Here is a 16,830-nt window from a genome sequence, read left to right as displayed (position 1 = left end):
TATCAGGGTTATTCTCACTATCGACAGACTTTTATTATGAGTAACCACCGAATCATTATTGGCTGCGGTTATGTCGGGCAGCGACTTGCTCATGCTGAAATACAAAGCGGCTTAACCGTTACCGCAACTGTCACGCGTGCTGATAAGGCGCAACAATTAACGCGTGCAGGCATTATATGCGAGCAACTAGACCTTGATCGTACGACAAACAATATCAAACTTAATTGTACTAACGCGGTGATTCATTATCATGTGCCACCGCCAGCCAGTGGCACTGTTGACCAACGGTTGCAAACGTTCCTTCGTCTTATGGGTCAGCAAGCACCACCTGAACGTATTGTATTGATTAGCACTACCGGTGTTTACGGTAATACTGATGGTGGCTGGGTGACAGAAGACAGTCCAACCAATCCGCAAAGTGATCGCGCACAACGACGTCTTGACGCCGAGCAGCAATTATTGGCTTGGTGCCGACAAAACAAGGTCACCTTCGTCACTCTACGTGTACCAGGGATTTATGGGCCTGGTCGCACACCTGAGGCAAGGCTGGCTAAGCCCGTAGTACACAGCGAAGAAGCACCGTACAGCAATCGCATTCACGTCGATGACCTCGTCAGCGCTTGTCTGCAAGCTGCTAAAATAGACGCGCCTTATGCCTTGTATAACGTTAACGATAATCAACCATCCACTATGACCGATTATTTTAATGCTGTCGCCGATTACGCAGGCTTGCCCAGGCCAAAGACGATTAGCCTGGAGCAAGCCAAAGTTGAATTATCACCAGCCATGCTGTCTTATTTATCTGAATCACGGCGCATTGATAACACACGGCTGCGTGAACATTTAGGCGTCAACTTGCGCTTTCCTGATTTGGCATCGGGTCTTGCCGATTGTTTTAAACAAAAAGAAAAAGATTATTAAATCACTGCAACATGGCAGAAATTACTTTACTTCGACATGGAAAACCGGCGTTTGAGCTAGCAGGAAAAGTGCGGTCTCGTGATATTAAAAAGATCATTAGAAATTATGATCTTTCAGGTATATCCGCAGAACCACCAACCGTTGCAAAAGAAAAAGCAGTATTATGCAATGTAGTCGTGTGCAGTGATTTATGTCGTTCAATCGAATCTGCAAAGGCACTTGGATTTATAGATATTCATAAAATTGATGCTGTATTTCGGGAAGTGAGCCTACCTCATTTTAACAGTGGCTCCGTGAAAATGTCAGTGAGTACCTGGGCTGTTTTACTACGGTGTATGTCAGTTTTCGGCTTTTCTCAAAATGAAGAGTCGCTATCGATGGCGAAGAAAAGAGCAAAACTGGCAGCATCGACTTTGATAGAAATAACCCATACCCATGAAAGCGTATTACTGGTAGGGCATGCCCTTATAAATTATTTCATAGCCAAAGAATTACTGTCCAGAAACTGGGCGGGCCCTTCAAAGCCGGGTAGTAATTACTGGGAGTATGGGGTATATCAAATGTAATGCGCCATATTGAAGCCGTGCTACACCAGTGCCCCGGATCATTCATTATGAGGAAAGCTACTGATGGAATGGGTTAAAGCCTTTCATGTTATTTTTATGGTAACCTGGTTTGCTGGGCTATTTTATTTGCCACGCCTCTATGTCTACCACGCTCGGGCCGACGATGCGACCAGCATCGAGCGCTTCAAAATCATGGAGCGCAAACTCTATTTTGGCATCATGACGCCTGGCATGGTGCTAACGCTGATTTCCGGCGGCTGGCTATTAAGTACGGTTTGGTCGGCGTATTCTGGCGACTTATGGCTGCATTTAAAGCTCTTTTTAGTGCTGCTACTGGTGGTTTATCACTTCTACTGCGGCAAGCTCTATACTGTGTTCAAGCTCGACAATAATCAGCATAGTCACGTCTTTTACCGCTGGCTCAACGAAATCCCCGTGCTCGGCCTCATCGCTATTATTATCTTGGTCGTGGTCAAACCCTTTTAGCACCAAAATACACTCATTGCTTGTCTTAAATAGGTTTTTGCGGTGAGTTATGCACACCTGCAGAAATTTAAAAAATTTTCAAGCGATTTTTCTATAAAAACTACCGCTATATTTAATGTAAATGTAAGTCATTGATTTTTAATATATTTATATATCGATCAATTTATAACCAATTTGTAACAAGCAGTATAAAAACCACTGTTTTATACTGTACATTGCAGTTAATCCACAGACTTATCCACAGATTTTGTGGATAACACTAACGAACAATCACTTAGCGAAAAAAACAATGATTTACGTCAACCTTGACCAGCCACAACCATCATTTTAGCCATGAAGTCAACAAAAAATGACATCATTTTACGCATCGCAGTCGCCACGCCGCTGTATCGCTTGTTCGACTATTTAGCACCCATTGACACAGATATTTCCAATCTATCAGTGGGTAGTCGAGTTGAAATTCCCTTTGCCAAAAACACACGCTTTGGTGTCTTGATTGAAACGGCAGCAAAAAGCGAAATTCCCCGAGAACGGCTGCGTCGCGCCATTCGTTGCCTTGATGGCGACAGCATGCCACAAGAATTACTCACGCTGTGTCGTTGGGCCGCAGATTACTACCATCACCCTTTAGGTGAAGTCTTAGCCACTGCGCTACCTACCCTGCTACGCCGCGACCAAGAGGTCAGCAAGGCCACTGACAACCACTGGTCTTTAACCCAGGCCGGCCAAGATTGTGAGTGCCAATCACTGGCTCGTGCACCACGCCAACAAACATTACTGCAACAGTTTCAGCACGCCAACCATTTCATGTTAAGCCGCACTGAACTGCAAAACTGTACATTTTCCTGGCAAGCAATTTTAAAAATACTGATCGATAAACAGTTGGTTCAACGCTGCGAGCCTAAGATTAGTACAAAAATTAACACGTCAGACATTCAGCTAAACAGCCACCAACAAACAGCCATCACGCAAATACGCCAACAGCTCAGCGGCTTTAGCTGCTTGCTGCTCGAAGGCGTGACCGGTAGCGGTAAAACGGAGGTCTATTTCGAGGCCATGCAAGCCGCTTTAGATGACAACAAACAATGCCTACTACTCGTGCCCGAAATTGGCCTCACCCCACAATTAACACAGCGCGTGCAGCAGCGTTTTCATCACAACTTTGTTGCCTACCATTCCGGTCTTAACGACAGCGAACGCGCGCGCGCCTGGCAAGCTGCCGCCAGCGGCAAAGCCAAGATCATCGTTGGCACTCGCTCCGCCGTATTTTTACCCTTGGCCAATCCCGGCCTGATTATTGTTGATGAAGAACACGACCTCTCCTTCAAACAGCAAGATGGTTTTCGCTACCATGCGCGTGACATTGCTATTCGTCGTGCACAGCAACTCAATCTCCCCATCGTGCTGGGTTCTGCCACACCATCCTTGGAATCGAGCGAAAACGCGCGCTGCAAACGCTATCAATGGTTGCACCTACCCGAACGCGGCGGTAATGCAAAACCACCTACCATCGGCCTTATCGACATGCGTCGCCAGGCACTCAAGGGGGCCTTATCACCCATGTTGATTGCCCACATGCAAGCAACTTTGGCAAAAGGTGAACAGATACTTTTATTTGTCAATCGTCGTGGCTATGCCCCAGTTTTGTTCTGCCATGACTGTGGCTGGATTGCCAAATGCCAGCGCTGCGATGCCAATATGACCGTGCACCACGCCAAACACTGCCTACGCTGTCATCATTGTGGCTCACAACGCGCACTCGACAAACGCTGTAGTGATTGCCAAAGTGAGGAGCTGACTACCCTCGGCTTTGGTACCGAACAAATTGAAGACACCTTGAAAACACTCTTCCCCGATCAGCGCATTATTCGCATTGATCGCGATACCACCCAACAAAAAGGTGCGATGAACAAGCTGCTCAAGCAAATCGAAACCGGGCAAGGCGATATACTGGTTGGTACGCAAATGATTGCCAAAGGCCATCATCTACCCAATATCACACTGGCTGCAATTCTTAACGCCGACCAAGGCCTATTCGCCACAGACTTTCGCGCGCTAGAACACCTAGCACAGCTTGTCGTACAAGTTGCTGGGCGCGCTGGGCGTAGCGACAAAGCCGGTCACGTGCTTATCCAAACGCATCATCCACAACATCCTTTACTACAAACACTGATTAGTGAAGGCTACCGCGCATTCAGTAAACAATTAACCCTCGAGCGTCGCGCTGCCGAACTGCCGCCCTTTAGCCATATGGCCTTATTACGTGCCGAGGCAGTCGATGAAGCAGCACCTCTACAGTTTTTACAATGCGCAAAAGAACATGCCGAATCATTCGCAGCAAATGAAATCAGTTTACTCGGCCCGATCCCCGCACCCATGACAAAGCGCGCAGGACGTTTCCGTGCCCAGCTACTCATACAAGCCAACGACAGGCGCAGCTTGCACCAGCTGCTTTATCAATGGGTACGCCAGCTTTCGACTATAAAATTGGCAAGAAAAGTGCGCTGGTCAATCGATGTTGACCCAATGGATATGAATTAGCAGTAAAGTCACATGGCTATAATTCATAGCACCACACTTGCACTCATTAACAGGCGCGGCATAATAGTCCGTTGTACTTCTCGCTTTATGGACACTTAAGCTTTAATGAAACACCAGATCCAGGCACTGTTGACCAGCGCCCTAGAGAAAATTAGCGCTGATCTCGAGCTCAGCCCCGACAATCATCCCATCCATATTGAAGCCACGCGTGATAAAACACATGGTGATTTCGCGACCAATATGGCAATGACGCTAACTAAGGTCGCTCGCCGTAATCCACGTGAGCTAGCACAGCTAATTATCGATGCCTTGCCTGATAACGCGATTATCGAGAAAGCGGAAATTGCTGGCCCAGGGTTTATTAATTTCCACCTCAAGCCCGACGTTGCTCATGGCGTCGTCGGTGAAATTCTGACTCAGGCAGAAAATTATGGCTTGAGCAACCATGGTCAGGGCAAAAAAATTCAGCTCGAATTTGTCTCAGCCAACCCAACCGGACCTTTGCATGTTGGCCATGGCCGTGGCGCGGCCTATGGCGCGACACTGGCTAATTTACTCACCGCTATCGGTTACACGGTTGAACGTGAGTATTATGTTAATGATGCCGGGCGACAGATGGATATTCTCGCGACCAGCATTTGGCTACGCTATTTAGAGGCTTGTGGTGAAACGCTGACATTTCCCAGCAATGGTTATCAAGGTGATTACATCCATGACATCGCGGCAAATGTCTTTAAAGACAAAGGCGATAGTTTAAAAATCAGCGCAGCGCAAGTCTTTGATAAAGTACCGGCTGATGAACCCGCCGGTGGCAATAAAGAAGCACATATTGACGGGCTGATTAATAATGCCAAAGCATTGCTCGACGAGGATTACTTCATTTTTCATCAAGCCGGATTAGATGTGATTCTGAGTGACATCCGTGAAGACCTGACTGAATTTGGCGTTGAATATGAACAATGGTTTTCAGAACGCTCTCTAGTCAACAGCCAGGCCATTGACAAAGCCATAGAACGGTTAAAAGGTGCTAACACTATTTACAAGAAAGAAGGCGCCCTATGGTTTAAGTCCAGTGACTTTGGTGATGAAAAAGATCGTGTGGTATTGCGCGATAACGGCGCGCCCACCTATTTTGCCTCCGATATTGCCTATCACCTGGAAAAATACAGCCGCGGTTATGACCACGTCATTAATATCTGGGGTGCCGATCACCACGGTTATATCGCGCGCGTTAAAGCCGCCATTCAAGCAACAGGGGAAGACCCAAAAAGACTGGAAGTCTTGCTGGTGCAATTTGCTAACTTATTTCGACATGGCAAAAAAGTTGCCATGTCGACGCGCAGTGGCTCTTTCGTCACTTTACGTGAACTACGTGAAGAAGTGGGTAATGATGCTGCGCGGTTTTTCTATGTCATGCGCCGCACTGAACAACACATGGATTTCGATCTTGATTTGGCTAAATCACAATCTAACGAAAACCCGGTGTTTTATATTCAATATGCCTATGCAAGAATTTCTACGGCCATGAATAAATTGGTGGAAAAGAGTTTTAGTCCGCTCGATACCAGTGTTACCTTAACACCATTAAAAGAAAAGCACGAAATCGATATTATGATGACTCTTTCCCGCTATCCAGAGATCGTTCTCAATAGCGCCTTACAACGCGAACCACATCAGCTAGCAAATTATCTAAGGCAATTAGCCGGCGACTTTCACAGCTATTACAACGCTCATGCCTTTTTAGTCGATGACCATGCAATACGTAATGCACGCCTAACACTAATCAACGCAGTAGCTCAGGTGTTGAAGAATGGCCTAACGTTGCTGGGTGTCTCAGCACCCAAATCGATGTAAGCATGGCAACCAAACCTAAAGCTCGAAAAAAACAAGCCCGCCGCAGTACTAATCGACGCGCCGGCCAACGCAATAAGCCAACACCACCATGGTTATGGCTACTAATTGGCTTAATACTAGGCTTAATCGTAGCACTGGCCGCTTATCTCTATACGCGCACCGAAGCTAACCTTGACAATACCGCTGTTGAACCTGCGACCAAGCAAAAAGCCAAACCTGCCACAAAAAAGAAAACCAGCGTAGCTAAACAAAAAGTAGCCGAGAAGCCGCGGTTTGATTTTTATCACTTATTACCTGAACGTGAAATAATCATCCCTGATGAACAAATTATAAAAAGTCAGCCAAAAAAAGTTGCGCCAATTCCCGATGCTGATAAGGGTGGCAATTACTTATTACAAGCGGGCGCCTTTAAAACCTTTAAACAGGCCGATCAACTTAAAGCACGGTTGGCCTTAATTGGTGTCACAGCAAATATCGAAACTGTAAAAATTAATGACAAGGTCGCTTGGCATCGCGTTCGGGTCGGACCGTTCGATAGGCTCGATAAAGTGAATACGGTACGCTATCGATTACAAGATAATGATATTGAAACCGTAGTATTGCAGATAAATTAGCTTTCTTTCGCAAAAAACGCGCTTAACAGTTCCGTTTCGCCTAACTAAATATCAGGTTATGGCTGAGCTGCCCCATCCCCTCTTTCGGCCTCTTGCGACTTAGGTGGATTGCACCATTCATCAACGAGCTGGCTGGCCGCTTCCGTGTTGGCTATGGTTTCTTCTGCTGTCTTATAGATATATTCGCCTTCTGCATTTTTAACACGAATACGTCGTCCAGCATTGTCGCTATAAAAGCGCAAACGCTCTTGCGCAATCTCACAGTTCTTGTCACGAATCTCTTGATCCTTGGCTGCTTTCTCAGAAATAACTGTAGCCTTAGTGGCCGCTTCTTTTGCTTTAACCAGCGCCTCACGCGCAGCATGGAGTGCCTCTACATTTTCTACGCGAGACTTACCCCCTTTAAGCTCATGCTCTTGCACATTGACACCAATAGGCGGCACGTCAGTAAAATAAACATTACCCTCGGCATCTTCATACTGATAGAGCTTGGCCTGTGCGCTTGAAAATAAGAGCACGAGTAAAATAGCAATGCAGAATTTAATCATAGAACAACTCCACTACAGCGAATCTGGCTGTTAACTTAACGCGATTATTGGTCAATTTCCATATTTTTAGCAAAAACTCTCTAATTCGGTCACAAAAAAAGGGGCGCTAAAGCGCCCCTTAAGCCTGACTGAGCAGGAATCTATTTCTTGCTGAACTCTGGATAGGCTTCCATTCCACATTCAGATATATCAACACCTGCATACTCTTCTTCTTCACTGACACGAATACCCATAACTGCTTTGAGAATACTCCAGGTAATCAAGCTAGTGACAAAGACCCAAACAAAGATAGTGGCCGCGCCTATGAGCTGGCCAGTGAAGGCCGCGCCATCGTTAGTTAGCGGTACCACTAATAGACCGAACAAGCCCACCGTACCGTGCACAGAGATAGCACCGACAGGATCATCGATCTTCAGCTTGTCAAGCAAGATGATAGACAATACAACGATGACGCCACCTACTGCGCCAATCAAGGTTGCTTGCAAAGCCGTTGGCGTAGAAGGCTCAGCAGTAATCGCAACCAAGCCTGCTAAGGCACCGTTAAGCGCCATAGTCAGGTCAGCTTTGCCGAACAATACACGAGCCAGAACTAAGGCCGCAACCAAGCCGCCCGCAGCCGCGGCATTGGTATTCAAAAACACCATAGCCACTGACGCAGCGTTGGCGATGTCACCAAGTTTTAACACTGAGCCGCCGTTAAAACCGAACCAACCCATCCATAAAATGAATGTGCCTAAGGTGGCTAGCGGTAGGTTGGCACCAGGAATAGGGTGTACTTTTCCATCATTGCCGTATTTGCCTTTACGCGCGCCCAGTAGAATTACACCCGCCAAAGCTGCCGAAGCACCGGCCATGTGGACGATACCTGAGCCAGCAAAATCGGAGAAACCCAACTCGCCAAGGTTATATAAGCCAAATACATCAGCTCCGTTCCAGGTCCAGCTACCTTCCATTGGATAGATAAAACCCGTCATCACCACGGCGAAAAACAAAAAGGCCCAAAGCTTCATACGCTCTGCAACGGCGCCAGAAACAATCGACATCGCTGTAGCTACAAAAACAACCTGGAAGAAGAAATCAGATGCGCCGGCATAGGTTGCATCACCCGTGAAGTCGCCTTGTTCTGCCATGCCAGCGAGGACTTCATCAACATTTACATCAGCAATGCCAGACAAGAAAAAACCACCGTCGTACATAATAGCGTAGCCGCAAACCATATACATAATGCAAGAAACAGCATAAAGCGCGACGTTTTTGGTTAAGATTTCAGTGGTATTTTTAGCACGAACCAAACCGGCTTCAAGCATGGAAAAGCCAGCGGCCATCCACATGACCAGCGCGCCGCACACCAAGAAATAAAAGGTGTCCATTGCATACTGCAGGTGAAAAATATTTGCTTCCATAACATCCTCCGCGGAAGTTAACTTAAAATGTGTTTTATAAAGCTTCGTCGCCAACTTCACCGGTACGAATACGAATGGCCTGGCTCATGTCATAAACAAAAATTTTGCCATCACCAATCTTGCCCGTGTTGGCAGCTTTAGTAATCGACTCGATCACTTGATCTGTCATATCATCACTAATTGCAATTTCGACTTTGACTTTGGGTATAAAATCCACCACGTACTCCGCACCGCGATAAAGCTCCGTATGACCCTTCTGACGGCCAAACCCCTTAACCTCGGTCACTGTGATCCCCTTTACGCCAATTTCCGATAACGCTTCACGGACATCATCAAGCTTGAATGGCTTAATGATTGCTGTAACTAACTTCATATCCTCTCCTTCAAAATCATGGTTAGACTATTCTGCACAACAAAAACTGCACTCTCCTGGTCATCAAATACGACCCCTGGCGACCCTGGCTCAATCTCTAGCACTACGATGTTCGGTGTGGACACACCCCAAAGGCCTACGGCCACAGGAAGCACCCCCCTTAAGGGATAATTACAATGTACCTTCGGAGTAAAAAACCCTGAAGGTGTGCAACACACTCGACACAACAACTCCGCAATACAAGCAAACTCGCGCTATTAGACGAATAATGAGGGGCATCATTTGTGCCAAATTTTTTTTATTATAATAATCATAGTGTTATGTTGTGTGACATGCTTAACGCAGAACCTATGCACCAATGTGGTTCGCTTTTTATAGGGCTTCGCACCACTATGGCTCGCTTTATTCAACCATTTATGCAAGATGCTCGATGGGATAAGATACCGACTGTTACTCTTTTGGATCACCCTAAGAAATGATCAACTCTACGTTGTTTGATGAGCTAGCAAAAAAACTCGCCGCCGCTGTGCCCAGCGGCGCACGCGAAATACAAGCTGACCTGGAGCGACAATTTCTAGCTATGCTGCAATCACGCTTAGGCAAGCTGGATTTAGTCACACGAGAGCAATTCGATGTGCAACGTGGCGTACTTGAACGTACACGTAGTAAGGTGGATGCCTTGGAAAAACAACTAGCGCAACTGGAAGCGCCTAAATAGTTGCTGACCAGGCAAGAATTTTCTCACTAACAAGGATGTTGTTATGGCCTTAGCCAAGGTCTTGAGTCGTGCCGCAGTCGGCATTAGTGCGCCGCCGGTCATTGTTGAAGTGCATTTGTCACGTGGCTTGCCCAGCTTTTCGATCGTTGGTCTACCCGAAACTGCCGTCAAAGAAAGTAAAGATCGCGTACGCAGCGCCTTATTAAATTCGCAATTCGATTTTCCACCGCGACGTATTACCGTCAACCTGGCACCTGCCGACCTGCCTAAAGAAGGCGCACGCTACGACCTGGCTATTGCTCTGGGTATTTTATGTGCATCAGGACAGATTAAACAAAGCAGCCTCGACAACTACGAAGTTATCGGTGAATTAGGGCTTGATGGTAGCTTACGTACTTGCCATGGTGTCGCACCCTTTGTCCTCGCCGCCAGCAAGGCTGGGCATCGACTGATCTTGCCCCAAGCTAACGCTGCTGAGGCCAGCCTGATTAAAACAGCGCATTGTGTTGGCGCTGATCATTTGCTTGCCGTCTGTGCACACCTGCAAGAGGTTAAACCGCTGGCACGTATCACACCACGACCACACATTGAGGTCACCAACGACGAAGCTGACCTGAGTGAAGTGCATGGGCAGTTTCATGCCAAACGCGCATTGGAAGTCGCTGCCGCAGGCGCTCACAACCTCATTATGATCGGCCCGCCAGGCAGCGGTAAAACTATGCTTGCTTCACGCTTGCTCAAACTCTTGCCACCGCTAACCGAAAACGAAATGCTGGAAACAGCAATGATCAGTTCCGTCAGCAACCATGGCATCGATTGGCAGCACTGGGGGCGTCGTCCTTTTCGCCATCCACACCACACCGCATCGGCAGTCGCGCTGGTGGGCGGTGGCAGCCTTGCCAAACCCGGCGAAATTTCACTGGCGCATAACGGCGTGTTGTTTCTCGATGAGCTGCCCGAATTTGATCGTAAAGTATTGGAAGTACTACGCGAACCACTCGAGTCAGGCAGCATCTCTATTTCGCGTGCTGCACGGCAAGCGCAATACCCAGCACGTTTTCAATTAATTGCCGCCATGAACCCCTGCCCCTGCGGCCATTATGGCGATAACAACGTCGCCTGCCGTTGCTCACCCGATCAAATAAATCGCTACCGCTCACGTATCTCTGGCCCCTTGCTCGACCGTATCGACCTGCATGTTGAAGTGCCCGCAGTGCCGATACAAGAACTGCATAACAGGGCGCTAGCCGAATCAAGCTTTGATGTGGCCAAACGCATCAAAGCCGCGCGTTTATTACAAACGCAACGCTGTAATAAAACCAATCAAGCGCTCAGTGAAAAAGAAATTAAACAAACCTGCGCACTACGCGATGAAGATGCCAAGCTACTGCAACAAGCGATGACACAGCTTAAACTCTCCGCTCGCGCCTACCATCGCATTCTCAAGGTTGCACGTACCATTGCCGATTTAGCGGCTAGCGAGCATATCGCCAGCTCACACCTGCATGAGGCTATCAGTTATCGTCGCATGGATCGTGGCGCCTAGCTTATATAGGCAGAGGCACAGACTAGCGTGGTGCGCGCACCGTCAGTCCATTGGCTCTAACATCATAGGACACCGCTTCAAGATCGGTAGCGCTGAGGTGTTGAAACAAGCGCAGTGTCTCGGCAGCGTTACCTTTTTCATAACTTACTGCAACATCAAAGATAAACATGCGGCCAGTGCGTACCGTATTGGTCTCGATATTTTTGAAACGTACCTTGTTTAACTTGCCAAGATCCTCTTGTACACCTGCCATAAAGTCAATCCAGGCTTGGTGCGAGGCGCTTTCTTGCATTCCAGGAGAGAATAATTCGCTGGCCTTCTCAAAATCTTTATCTTTTAGGTTGGCGTAAAAACTAATAGCAATCAGTTGCGGGTCAACCTCCAATGTTTTCTCACAGCCCACTAATATCAACATGATAAGGCAAAGGCCAATACTGATAATTTGCTTAATGCCTAATAAATTCACAACGTTCTCCAGTGCACACTCGTTCTAATGATACATCTTATTCGATACTGAAAGTCAGCGATACAATCTGCTAAAATGCCGCCGATGGATGTCAGCGAAATATTAAACCCCCTTAACGAAGCCCAACGTAATGCCGTCACTGTCGATGGTCAGCATGCTCTGATACTGGCTGGCGCTGGCAGTGGCAAAACGCGAGTACTCGTACATCGTATAAGTTGGTTAATCGAAGTCGAAAAAGTCTCGCCCTATGCGGTGCTTGCCGTCACCTTTACCAACAAGGCTGCCGCCGAGATGCGTGGCCGTATCGAAAGCCTGCTCGGCATTCCCGTTGGCTCGATGTGGGTCGGCACCTTTCACGGCCTTGCTCACCGCTTGTTACGTACGCATTGGCAAGATGCTAGCCTGCCCCAGGGTTTTCAAATACTCGACTCACAAGATCAGCAGCGCATCATTAAACGTTTAATCAAGGCAATGGATCTTGACGATTCACAGTGGCCGGCCAAACAAGCGCAGGGATTTATTAATTCGCGCAAAGACGAGGGACTGCGTGCAGCACATATTGAAGATCGCGGTGACCCATACCTACGGCAGATGGTCAAAATCTACCAAGGCTATGAAGATATTTGTCAGCGCGGCGGCCTCATTGATTTCGCTGAATTGCTTTTGCGTGCGCTTGAACTATGGCGCAATAAACCAGAAATACTCAACCATTATCGTGGCCGATTTTCACATATCCTGGTTGACGAGTTTCAAGATACTAACTCAATTCAGTATGCCTGGATTCAGATGTTAGCAGGCAGAGATAATAAATTATTTGTTGTTGGCGATGATGACCAATCAATCTATGGCTGGCGTGGCGCTAAAATTGAAAATATTCAACGTTTCAGCAAAGACTTTACTGGCACGCAAACCTTTCGTTTAGAACAAAATTACCGTTCAACTGCCAATATATTGAACGCAGCGAATGCCTTGATTGAAAATAATACGTCTCGCCTGGGCAAAAAACTGTGGACCGATGGCAGCAATGGCGAACCCATCCAGCTCTATCGTGCCTTTAATGATATTGAAGAAGCGCGCTACGTCATCGAACAAATTGCAATTTACACCGATCTCGATATGCGTCGCAGTGATCACGCCATTCTTTATCGCTCGAATGCACAATCACGTTTATTCGAAGAAGCTTTACTGGCGCGCGGGATAGCATATCGCGTTTATGGCGGCTTGCGATTTTATGAACGTGCCGAAATTAAAAATGCCTTAGCCTATTTACGTTTGATGAGTAATCGGCATGACGATGCCTCATTTGAACGTGTCGTGAACTTACCTACCCGTGGCATCGGCGAGCGTAGTTTGCAAGCCATACGTGATCATTCTCGTGACTATAAAGTTTCGTTATGGGATGCCGCTTGTGCGTTATGTCATCAACAATTGCTCGCATCACGTGCTATCAGCGCTCTATCAGGCTTTGTTAGTCTTATCGAAAAACTTGCAAACGATTGCGATGGGCTAGATCTTGGTGACACGGTTGAACTGGTCGTCGAACATACCGGTTTAATAGAACATTTTAAAAAAGACAAAGGTGAACGCGGTCAGGCACGCATTGAAAACCTGGAAGAACTTGGTTCTGCGGCGCGCCAATTTCAATACGATGAGTCCATGGACATGGCACCGCTCGATGCATTTTTATCTCATGCTTCATTAGAAGCCGGCGAATCCGCAGGCAACCAAAGCGACGACTGCGTACAGTTAATGACTTTGCACAGTGCCAAAGGCCTGGAATTTCCTACGGTATTTTTATGTGGCGTTGAAGAAGGGCTGTTCCCACATAAAATGTCAATTAACGAACCGGGACGTTTAGAGGAAGAGCGTCGATTATGCTATGTCGGCATTACCCGCGCACGACAACGGCTTTATATTACCCATGCCGAAACCCGTCGCATACACGGCTCTGAAACCTTTGCCGCACCCTCACGCTTTATTAATGAAATTCCTACAGAACTAATTAAAGAGATCAGACCAAAACAACGCGCACCACAAACCAATACTGTGCGCCGCACCAGACCACAGGCAACCGGGCGAGGAAATAGACAACGTAGTGCACCTATCGATGACGCACCGTTAGGCTTGCGCCTTGGCCAGCAAGTGGCACACCCCAAGTTTGGTGAAGGCACCATTATGAGTTACGAAGGACAAGGCAGCCAAGCGCGTATACAAATTAATTTTAATGCCGCAGGTAGCAAATGGTTGGTCGCTGCCTACGCCAATCTGCAAGCAATATAGGAACAAGAATGAAAAGACGTCAATTTGTACAAGGCCTAGGCGCTGCTGGTATCGCTACAGGGTTGGCTGCCTGTGAACGTGGCGAACAGAGCACAGCTGCTGTTTCAGATCAACGCTTCAATTGGAAAATTGTCACCACCTGGCCACCTAATTTTCCCATCTTTCACGAAGGTGTCGAACGCTTCAGCAAAGACGTCGCGTTGATGAGTAATAATCGTTTACGTATTGCTGTATTCGCCGGCGGCGAACTCATTCCAGCCTTGCAAAGTTTTGATGCCGTATCACAAGGTACGGTCGAAATGGGGCATGGTGCCGCCTATTATTGGGCAGGCAAGGTTCCTGCGGCACAATTTTTTACCGCCGTGCCTTTTGGTCTTAATGCGCAAGGTATGAACGCCTGGATGTATTACGGTGGCGGCCGAGAACTATGGCAAGAAATCTATCAACCGTTTAATTTGACCCCGCTACCGATGGGCAATACCGGCGTGCAAATGGGTGGCTGGTTTCGTAAAAAGATTGAATCTATTGCTGATCTGAAAGGACTTAAAATACGCATCCCTGGGTTAGGCGCCAAAGTCATGGCCAAAGCGGGCGCCAACCCCGTCTTATTATCTGGTGGTGAAATTTATACCTCACTGGAACGCGGTAATATCGATGCCACGGAATGGGTCGGGCCTTATCATGATCTGCGGCTCGGCCTGCATCGTGCGGCAGAATATTATTACTACCCTGGTTGGCACGAGCCCGGCCCCACCTTAGAGCTCATCATCAACACGGATGCCTGGCAACAGCTACCCGAAGATCTGCAACTAATCGTCGAGAATGCAGCAGCGGCCAGTAATATCTGGATGCTGTCTGAGTTCGAAGCCAAAAACCTCACTGCACTCAAAACTTTACGTGAAGAACACAAAGTCGAAATCCTGCCCTTCCCTGATGATGTCATCACTGCGCTCAAACAACTGACCGAAGAATCACTGAATGAAGAAGCAGCCAAAGACGCCACCTTTGCCAAAGTGCTTAACGCCTACCGCGCCTTTGCCAAAGACAATGCCCAATGGAGCGCCTTGTCTGAAACCGCCTACGCCAAAGCACTAAGCTAGCTCGCCTTAACGTCAGCATACTACTGCGCACCAAAGCTGTGCGAAATAGGCATATAGTGAATCAAAACTGTGCATTTATTTTTTGGCAAAACAACTCCCACCTTCAGAGTTAACTTAACTCATTGTTAAATAAATAGAAAATACTCTTGGCACATTAGCTGCTATGGAAGATACAGCCTCGGTACTGTATGACCTAGACACAGGACAGTACGCACGGGCATTGAACTACCTATTTTTTTACCTTATTAACCAGGAGATAATAATGTCCTTGACTCAAAAACTTAGCCCGCTTGCCCTGGCGACTTCGCTAGCGATTGCTGGCATGACTGTACCTATGGTTGCTAGTGCTACTGGCTCATTTTCAGCCAATGCAGGTGTTGCAAGTGATTACTTGTTTCGAGGTATTTCACAAACTGGTGGCGAAGCTGCGGTATCTGGCGGCGTTGATTGGGATTCAGGTGCTGGTTTCTACGTTGGTGTTTGGGGTTCGAATGTTGGCGGCGGCACAACCGGTTCTGCTGGTGAAAACGAGATTGATTACTATGTTGGCTACGCAGGCGAAGCTGGCGCCCTTTCATACGATATTGGTCTGGTAGCCCTCACTTATACACGCGAAGACTTCTTCCAAGATTACGAAGAATTGGTCATTGGTCTTGGTTATGGCCAGTTTTCATTCACCTACATTCAAGCCTTTAATGTTGTTTTTAATGGCGACGAGCAAGATGCTCCTTATTTTTCACTAGGATATGACCTGCCTATTAACGATACTTTAAGTGCAAGTTTCGTCATCGGTAACTGGGACATCAACAACAACGATGATTATACTCACTTTGATGCAAGCCTCGTTAAATCTTTTGACGACACTTGGGAAGCAAGCATTGGTTTTTCAACAAATGATAATGCAAGATCCAGCGCTCTTGGTTCTAACTCCGATGAAGTCACCTTTGTCGTCAGTGTCGGCGCTAGCTTCGATCTATAAATTTTAGCGCTCTACACAATCCCCTGTACGCATTGCGTATAGGGGATTTTTATTGCCAACAAATACTCGAAATTAATATCTATTTACTGATTGCCACACTCAAACAAGCACTTGTGCCTGGCTTATATCGACATCTTGCAAATCCAATTTGTCTAGATCGACATGAAAGAATTTAGTACTACTGAGTTTCGCTCCTTGTAGTCGCGCACCATCTAATATGGCATAACTAAAATCTGCACCCGTCAGATCGGCTCCACGAAAATCGGTATTGACTAATTTGGCAATGCGAAAATCAGCATGAATCAGGCTAGCCTTTTGTAAATTGGCATCACTCAAGTCATGCTCAACCAAGTTGGCCTCGTCAAGCTGACGGCCACTGAGATCAGCACCCACAAACCGATCACAATCAAGGGTGGCTAATGGCTGAAAACCTTT

16 protein-coding genes are annotated in these 16,830 nt (G+C 47.2%); 11 read left to right on the top strand and 5 right to left on the bottom strand.

All coding sequences use genetic code 11. The annotated features are described in order from the left end of the window. Positions 1–36: 36 nt before the first annotated feature. From JKY90_05390 to JKY90_05365, 6 genes are all read left to right on the top strand, one after another. Entirely contained in the window at positions 37–921 is an 885-nt protein-coding gene (locus JKY90_05390) for an SDR family oxidoreductase (GenBank protein MBL4851699.1), read from the top strand. Positions 922–932: 11 nt separating this feature from the next. Further along, positions 933–1,487 carry a phosphoglycerate mutase family protein gene (locus tag JKY90_05385; GenBank protein ID MBL4851698.1) on the top strand — a complete coding sequence of 185 codons (555 nt, stop codon included), beginning with the start codon at positions 933–935 and terminating at the stop codon, positions 1,485–1,487. Positions 1,488–1,550: 63 nt separating this feature from the next. Further along, positions 1,551–1,973 carry a protoporphyrinogen oxidase HemJ gene (gene hemJ / locus JKY90_05380; GenBank protein ID MBL4851697.1) on the top strand — a complete coding sequence of 141 codons (423 nt, stop codon included), beginning with the start codon at positions 1,551–1,553 and terminating at the stop codon, positions 1,971–1,973. Between the two features lie 333 nt (positions 1,974–2,306). Beyond that, positions 2,307–4,514 (top strand): primosomal protein N', encoded by a 2,208-nt coding sequence (locus JKY90_05375; GenBank protein MBL4851696.1) that lies wholly within the window; start codon positions 2,307–2,309, stop codon positions 4,512–4,514. Positions 4,515–4,619: 105 nt separating this feature from the next. Continuing rightward, entirely contained in the window at positions 4,620–6,368 is a 1,749-nt protein-coding gene (locus tag JKY90_05370) for an arginine--tRNA ligase (protein ID MBL4851695.1), read from the top strand. Between the two features lie 2 nt (positions 6,369–6,370). Next, a complete protein-coding gene (locus tag JKY90_05365; protein ID MBL4851694.1) occupies positions 6,371–6,982 on the top strand; it encodes an SPOR domain-containing protein in 612 nt (203 codons plus the stop codon). 56 nt (positions 6,983–7,038) lie between these two features. On the opposite strand, the gene JKY90_05360 is transcribed toward JKY90_05365, so the two are convergent. From JKY90_05360 to glnK, 3 genes are all read right to left on the bottom strand, one after another. Next, a complete protein-coding gene (locus JKY90_05360) occupies positions 7,039–7,530 on the bottom strand; it encodes a DUF4124 domain-containing protein (GenBank protein MBL4851693.1) in 492 nt (163 codons plus the stop codon). A gap of 140 nt (positions 7,531–7,670) precedes the next feature. Further along, on the bottom strand, positions 7,671–8,933 hold the full coding sequence (locus JKY90_05355; GenBank protein ID MBL4851692.1) for an ammonium transporter: 1,263 nt from the start codon (positions 8,931–8,933) through the stop codon (positions 7,671–7,673). Positions 8,934–8,967: 34 nt separating this feature from the next. Next, positions 8,968–9,306 (bottom strand): P-II family nitrogen regulator, encoded by a 339-nt coding sequence (glnK, locus tag JKY90_05350; GenBank protein MBL4851691.1) that lies wholly within the window; start codon positions 9,304–9,306, stop codon positions 8,968–8,970. Between the two features lie 475 nt (positions 9,307–9,781). Between glnK and JKY90_05345 the strand changes: the two genes are divergently transcribed. After that, positions 9,782–10,024, top strand: coding sequence for an accessory factor UbiK family protein (locus JKY90_05345; protein ID MBL4851690.1), 243 nt, complete (start codon positions 9,782–9,784; stop codon positions 10,022–10,024). Positions 10,025–10,067: 43 nt separating this feature from the next. Next, positions 10,068–11,570, top strand: a complete 1,503-nt coding sequence (locus JKY90_05340) for a YifB family Mg chelatase-like AAA ATPase (GenBank protein MBL4851689.1) — start codon at positions 10,068–10,070, stop codon at positions 11,568–11,570. A 22-nt stretch (positions 11,571–11,592) separates the two neighbouring features. Here JKY90_05340 and JKY90_05335 read toward each other — a convergent pair whose 3' ends face one another. Next, positions 11,593–12,036 carry a hypothetical protein gene (locus tag JKY90_05335; protein ID MBL4851688.1) on the bottom strand — a complete coding sequence of 148 codons (444 nt, stop codon included), beginning with the start codon at positions 12,034–12,036 and terminating at the stop codon, positions 11,593–11,595. Positions 12,037–12,120: 84 nt separating this feature from the next. On the opposite strand from JKY90_05335, the gene uvrD reads away from it, so the two are divergent. The 3 genes from uvrD (at position 12,121) to JKY90_05320 (ending at position 16,395) form a co-directional block, all read left to right on the top strand. Next, positions 12,121–14,316: a DNA helicase II gene (uvrD, locus tag JKY90_05330; protein ID MBL4851687.1), complete on the top strand. Its 2,196-nt coding sequence runs from the start codon at positions 12,121–12,123 to the stop codon at positions 14,314–14,316. Between the two features lie 8 nt (positions 14,317–14,324). Next, on the top strand, positions 14,325–15,416 hold the full coding sequence (gene dctP, locus JKY90_05325; protein ID MBL4851686.1) for a TRAP transporter substrate-binding protein DctP: 1,092 nt from the start codon (positions 14,325–14,327) through the stop codon (positions 15,414–15,416). A gap of 262 nt (positions 15,417–15,678) precedes the next feature. Next, positions 15,679–16,395, top strand: a complete 717-nt coding sequence (locus tag JKY90_05320) for a hypothetical protein (GenBank protein MBL4851685.1) — start codon at positions 15,679–15,681, stop codon at positions 16,393–16,395. A 99-nt stretch (positions 16,396–16,494) separates the two neighbouring features. On the opposite strand, the gene JKY90_05315 is transcribed toward JKY90_05320, so the two are convergent. Beyond that, on the bottom strand, positions 16,495–16,830 hold a 336-nt coding region (locus JKY90_05315; protein MBL4851684.1), incomplete at its 5' end, for a pentapeptide repeat-containing protein.

Source organism: Gammaproteobacteria bacterium (assembly GCA_016765075.1).
Lineage (GTDB): Bacteria > Pseudomonadota > Gammaproteobacteria.
This window is presented reverse-complemented; position numbering and strand designations above follow the sequence as displayed.

Coding starts and splice junctions, on each gene's coding strand:
- JKY90_05345 (MBL4851690.1), top strand. CDS start 9,782: ATGATCAACTCTACGTTGTTTGATGAGCTAGCAAAAAAACTCGCCGCC.
- glnK (MBL4851691.1), bottom strand. CDS start 9,306: ATGAAGTTAGTTACAGCAATCATTAAGCCATTCAAGCTTGATGATGTC.
- JKY90_05370 (MBL4851695.1), top strand. CDS start 4,620: ATGAAACACCAGATCCAGGCACTGTTGACCAGCGCCCTAGAGAAAATT.
- JKY90_05340 (MBL4851689.1), top strand. CDS start 10,068: ATGGCCTTAGCCAAGGTCTTGAGTCGTGCCGCAGTCGGCATTAGTGCG.
- JKY90_05320 (MBL4851685.1), top strand. CDS start 15,679: ATGTCCTTGACTCAAAAACTTAGCCCGCTTGCCCTGGCGACTTCGCTA.
- JKY90_05375 (MBL4851696.1), top strand. CDS start 2,307: ATGAAGTCAACAAAAAATGACATCATTTTACGCATCGCAGTCGCCACG.
- JKY90_05385 (MBL4851698.1), top strand. CDS start 933: ATGGCAGAAATTACTTTACTTCGACATGGAAAACCGGCGTTTGAGCTA.
- dctP (MBL4851686.1), top strand. CDS start 14,325: ATGAAAAGACGTCAATTTGTACAAGGCCTAGGCGCTGCTGGTATCGCT.
- uvrD (MBL4851687.1), top strand. CDS start 12,121: ATGGATGTCAGCGAAATATTAAACCCCCTTAACGAAGCCCAACGTAAT.
- JKY90_05355 (MBL4851692.1), bottom strand. CDS start 8,933: ATGGAAGCAAATATTTTTCACCTGCAGTATGCAATGGACACCTTTTAT.
- JKY90_05365 (MBL4851694.1), top strand. CDS start 6,371: ATGGCAACCAAACCTAAAGCTCGAAAAAAACAAGCCCGCCGCAGTACT.
- hemJ (MBL4851697.1), top strand. CDS start 1,551: ATGGAATGGGTTAAAGCCTTTCATGTTATTTTTATGGTAACCTGGTTT.
- JKY90_05360 (MBL4851693.1), bottom strand. CDS start 7,530: ATGATTAAATTCTGCATTGCTATTTTACTCGTGCTCTTATTTTCAAGC.
- JKY90_05390 (MBL4851699.1), top strand. CDS start 37: ATGAGTAACCACCGAATCATTATTGGCTGCGGTTATGTCGGGCAGCGA.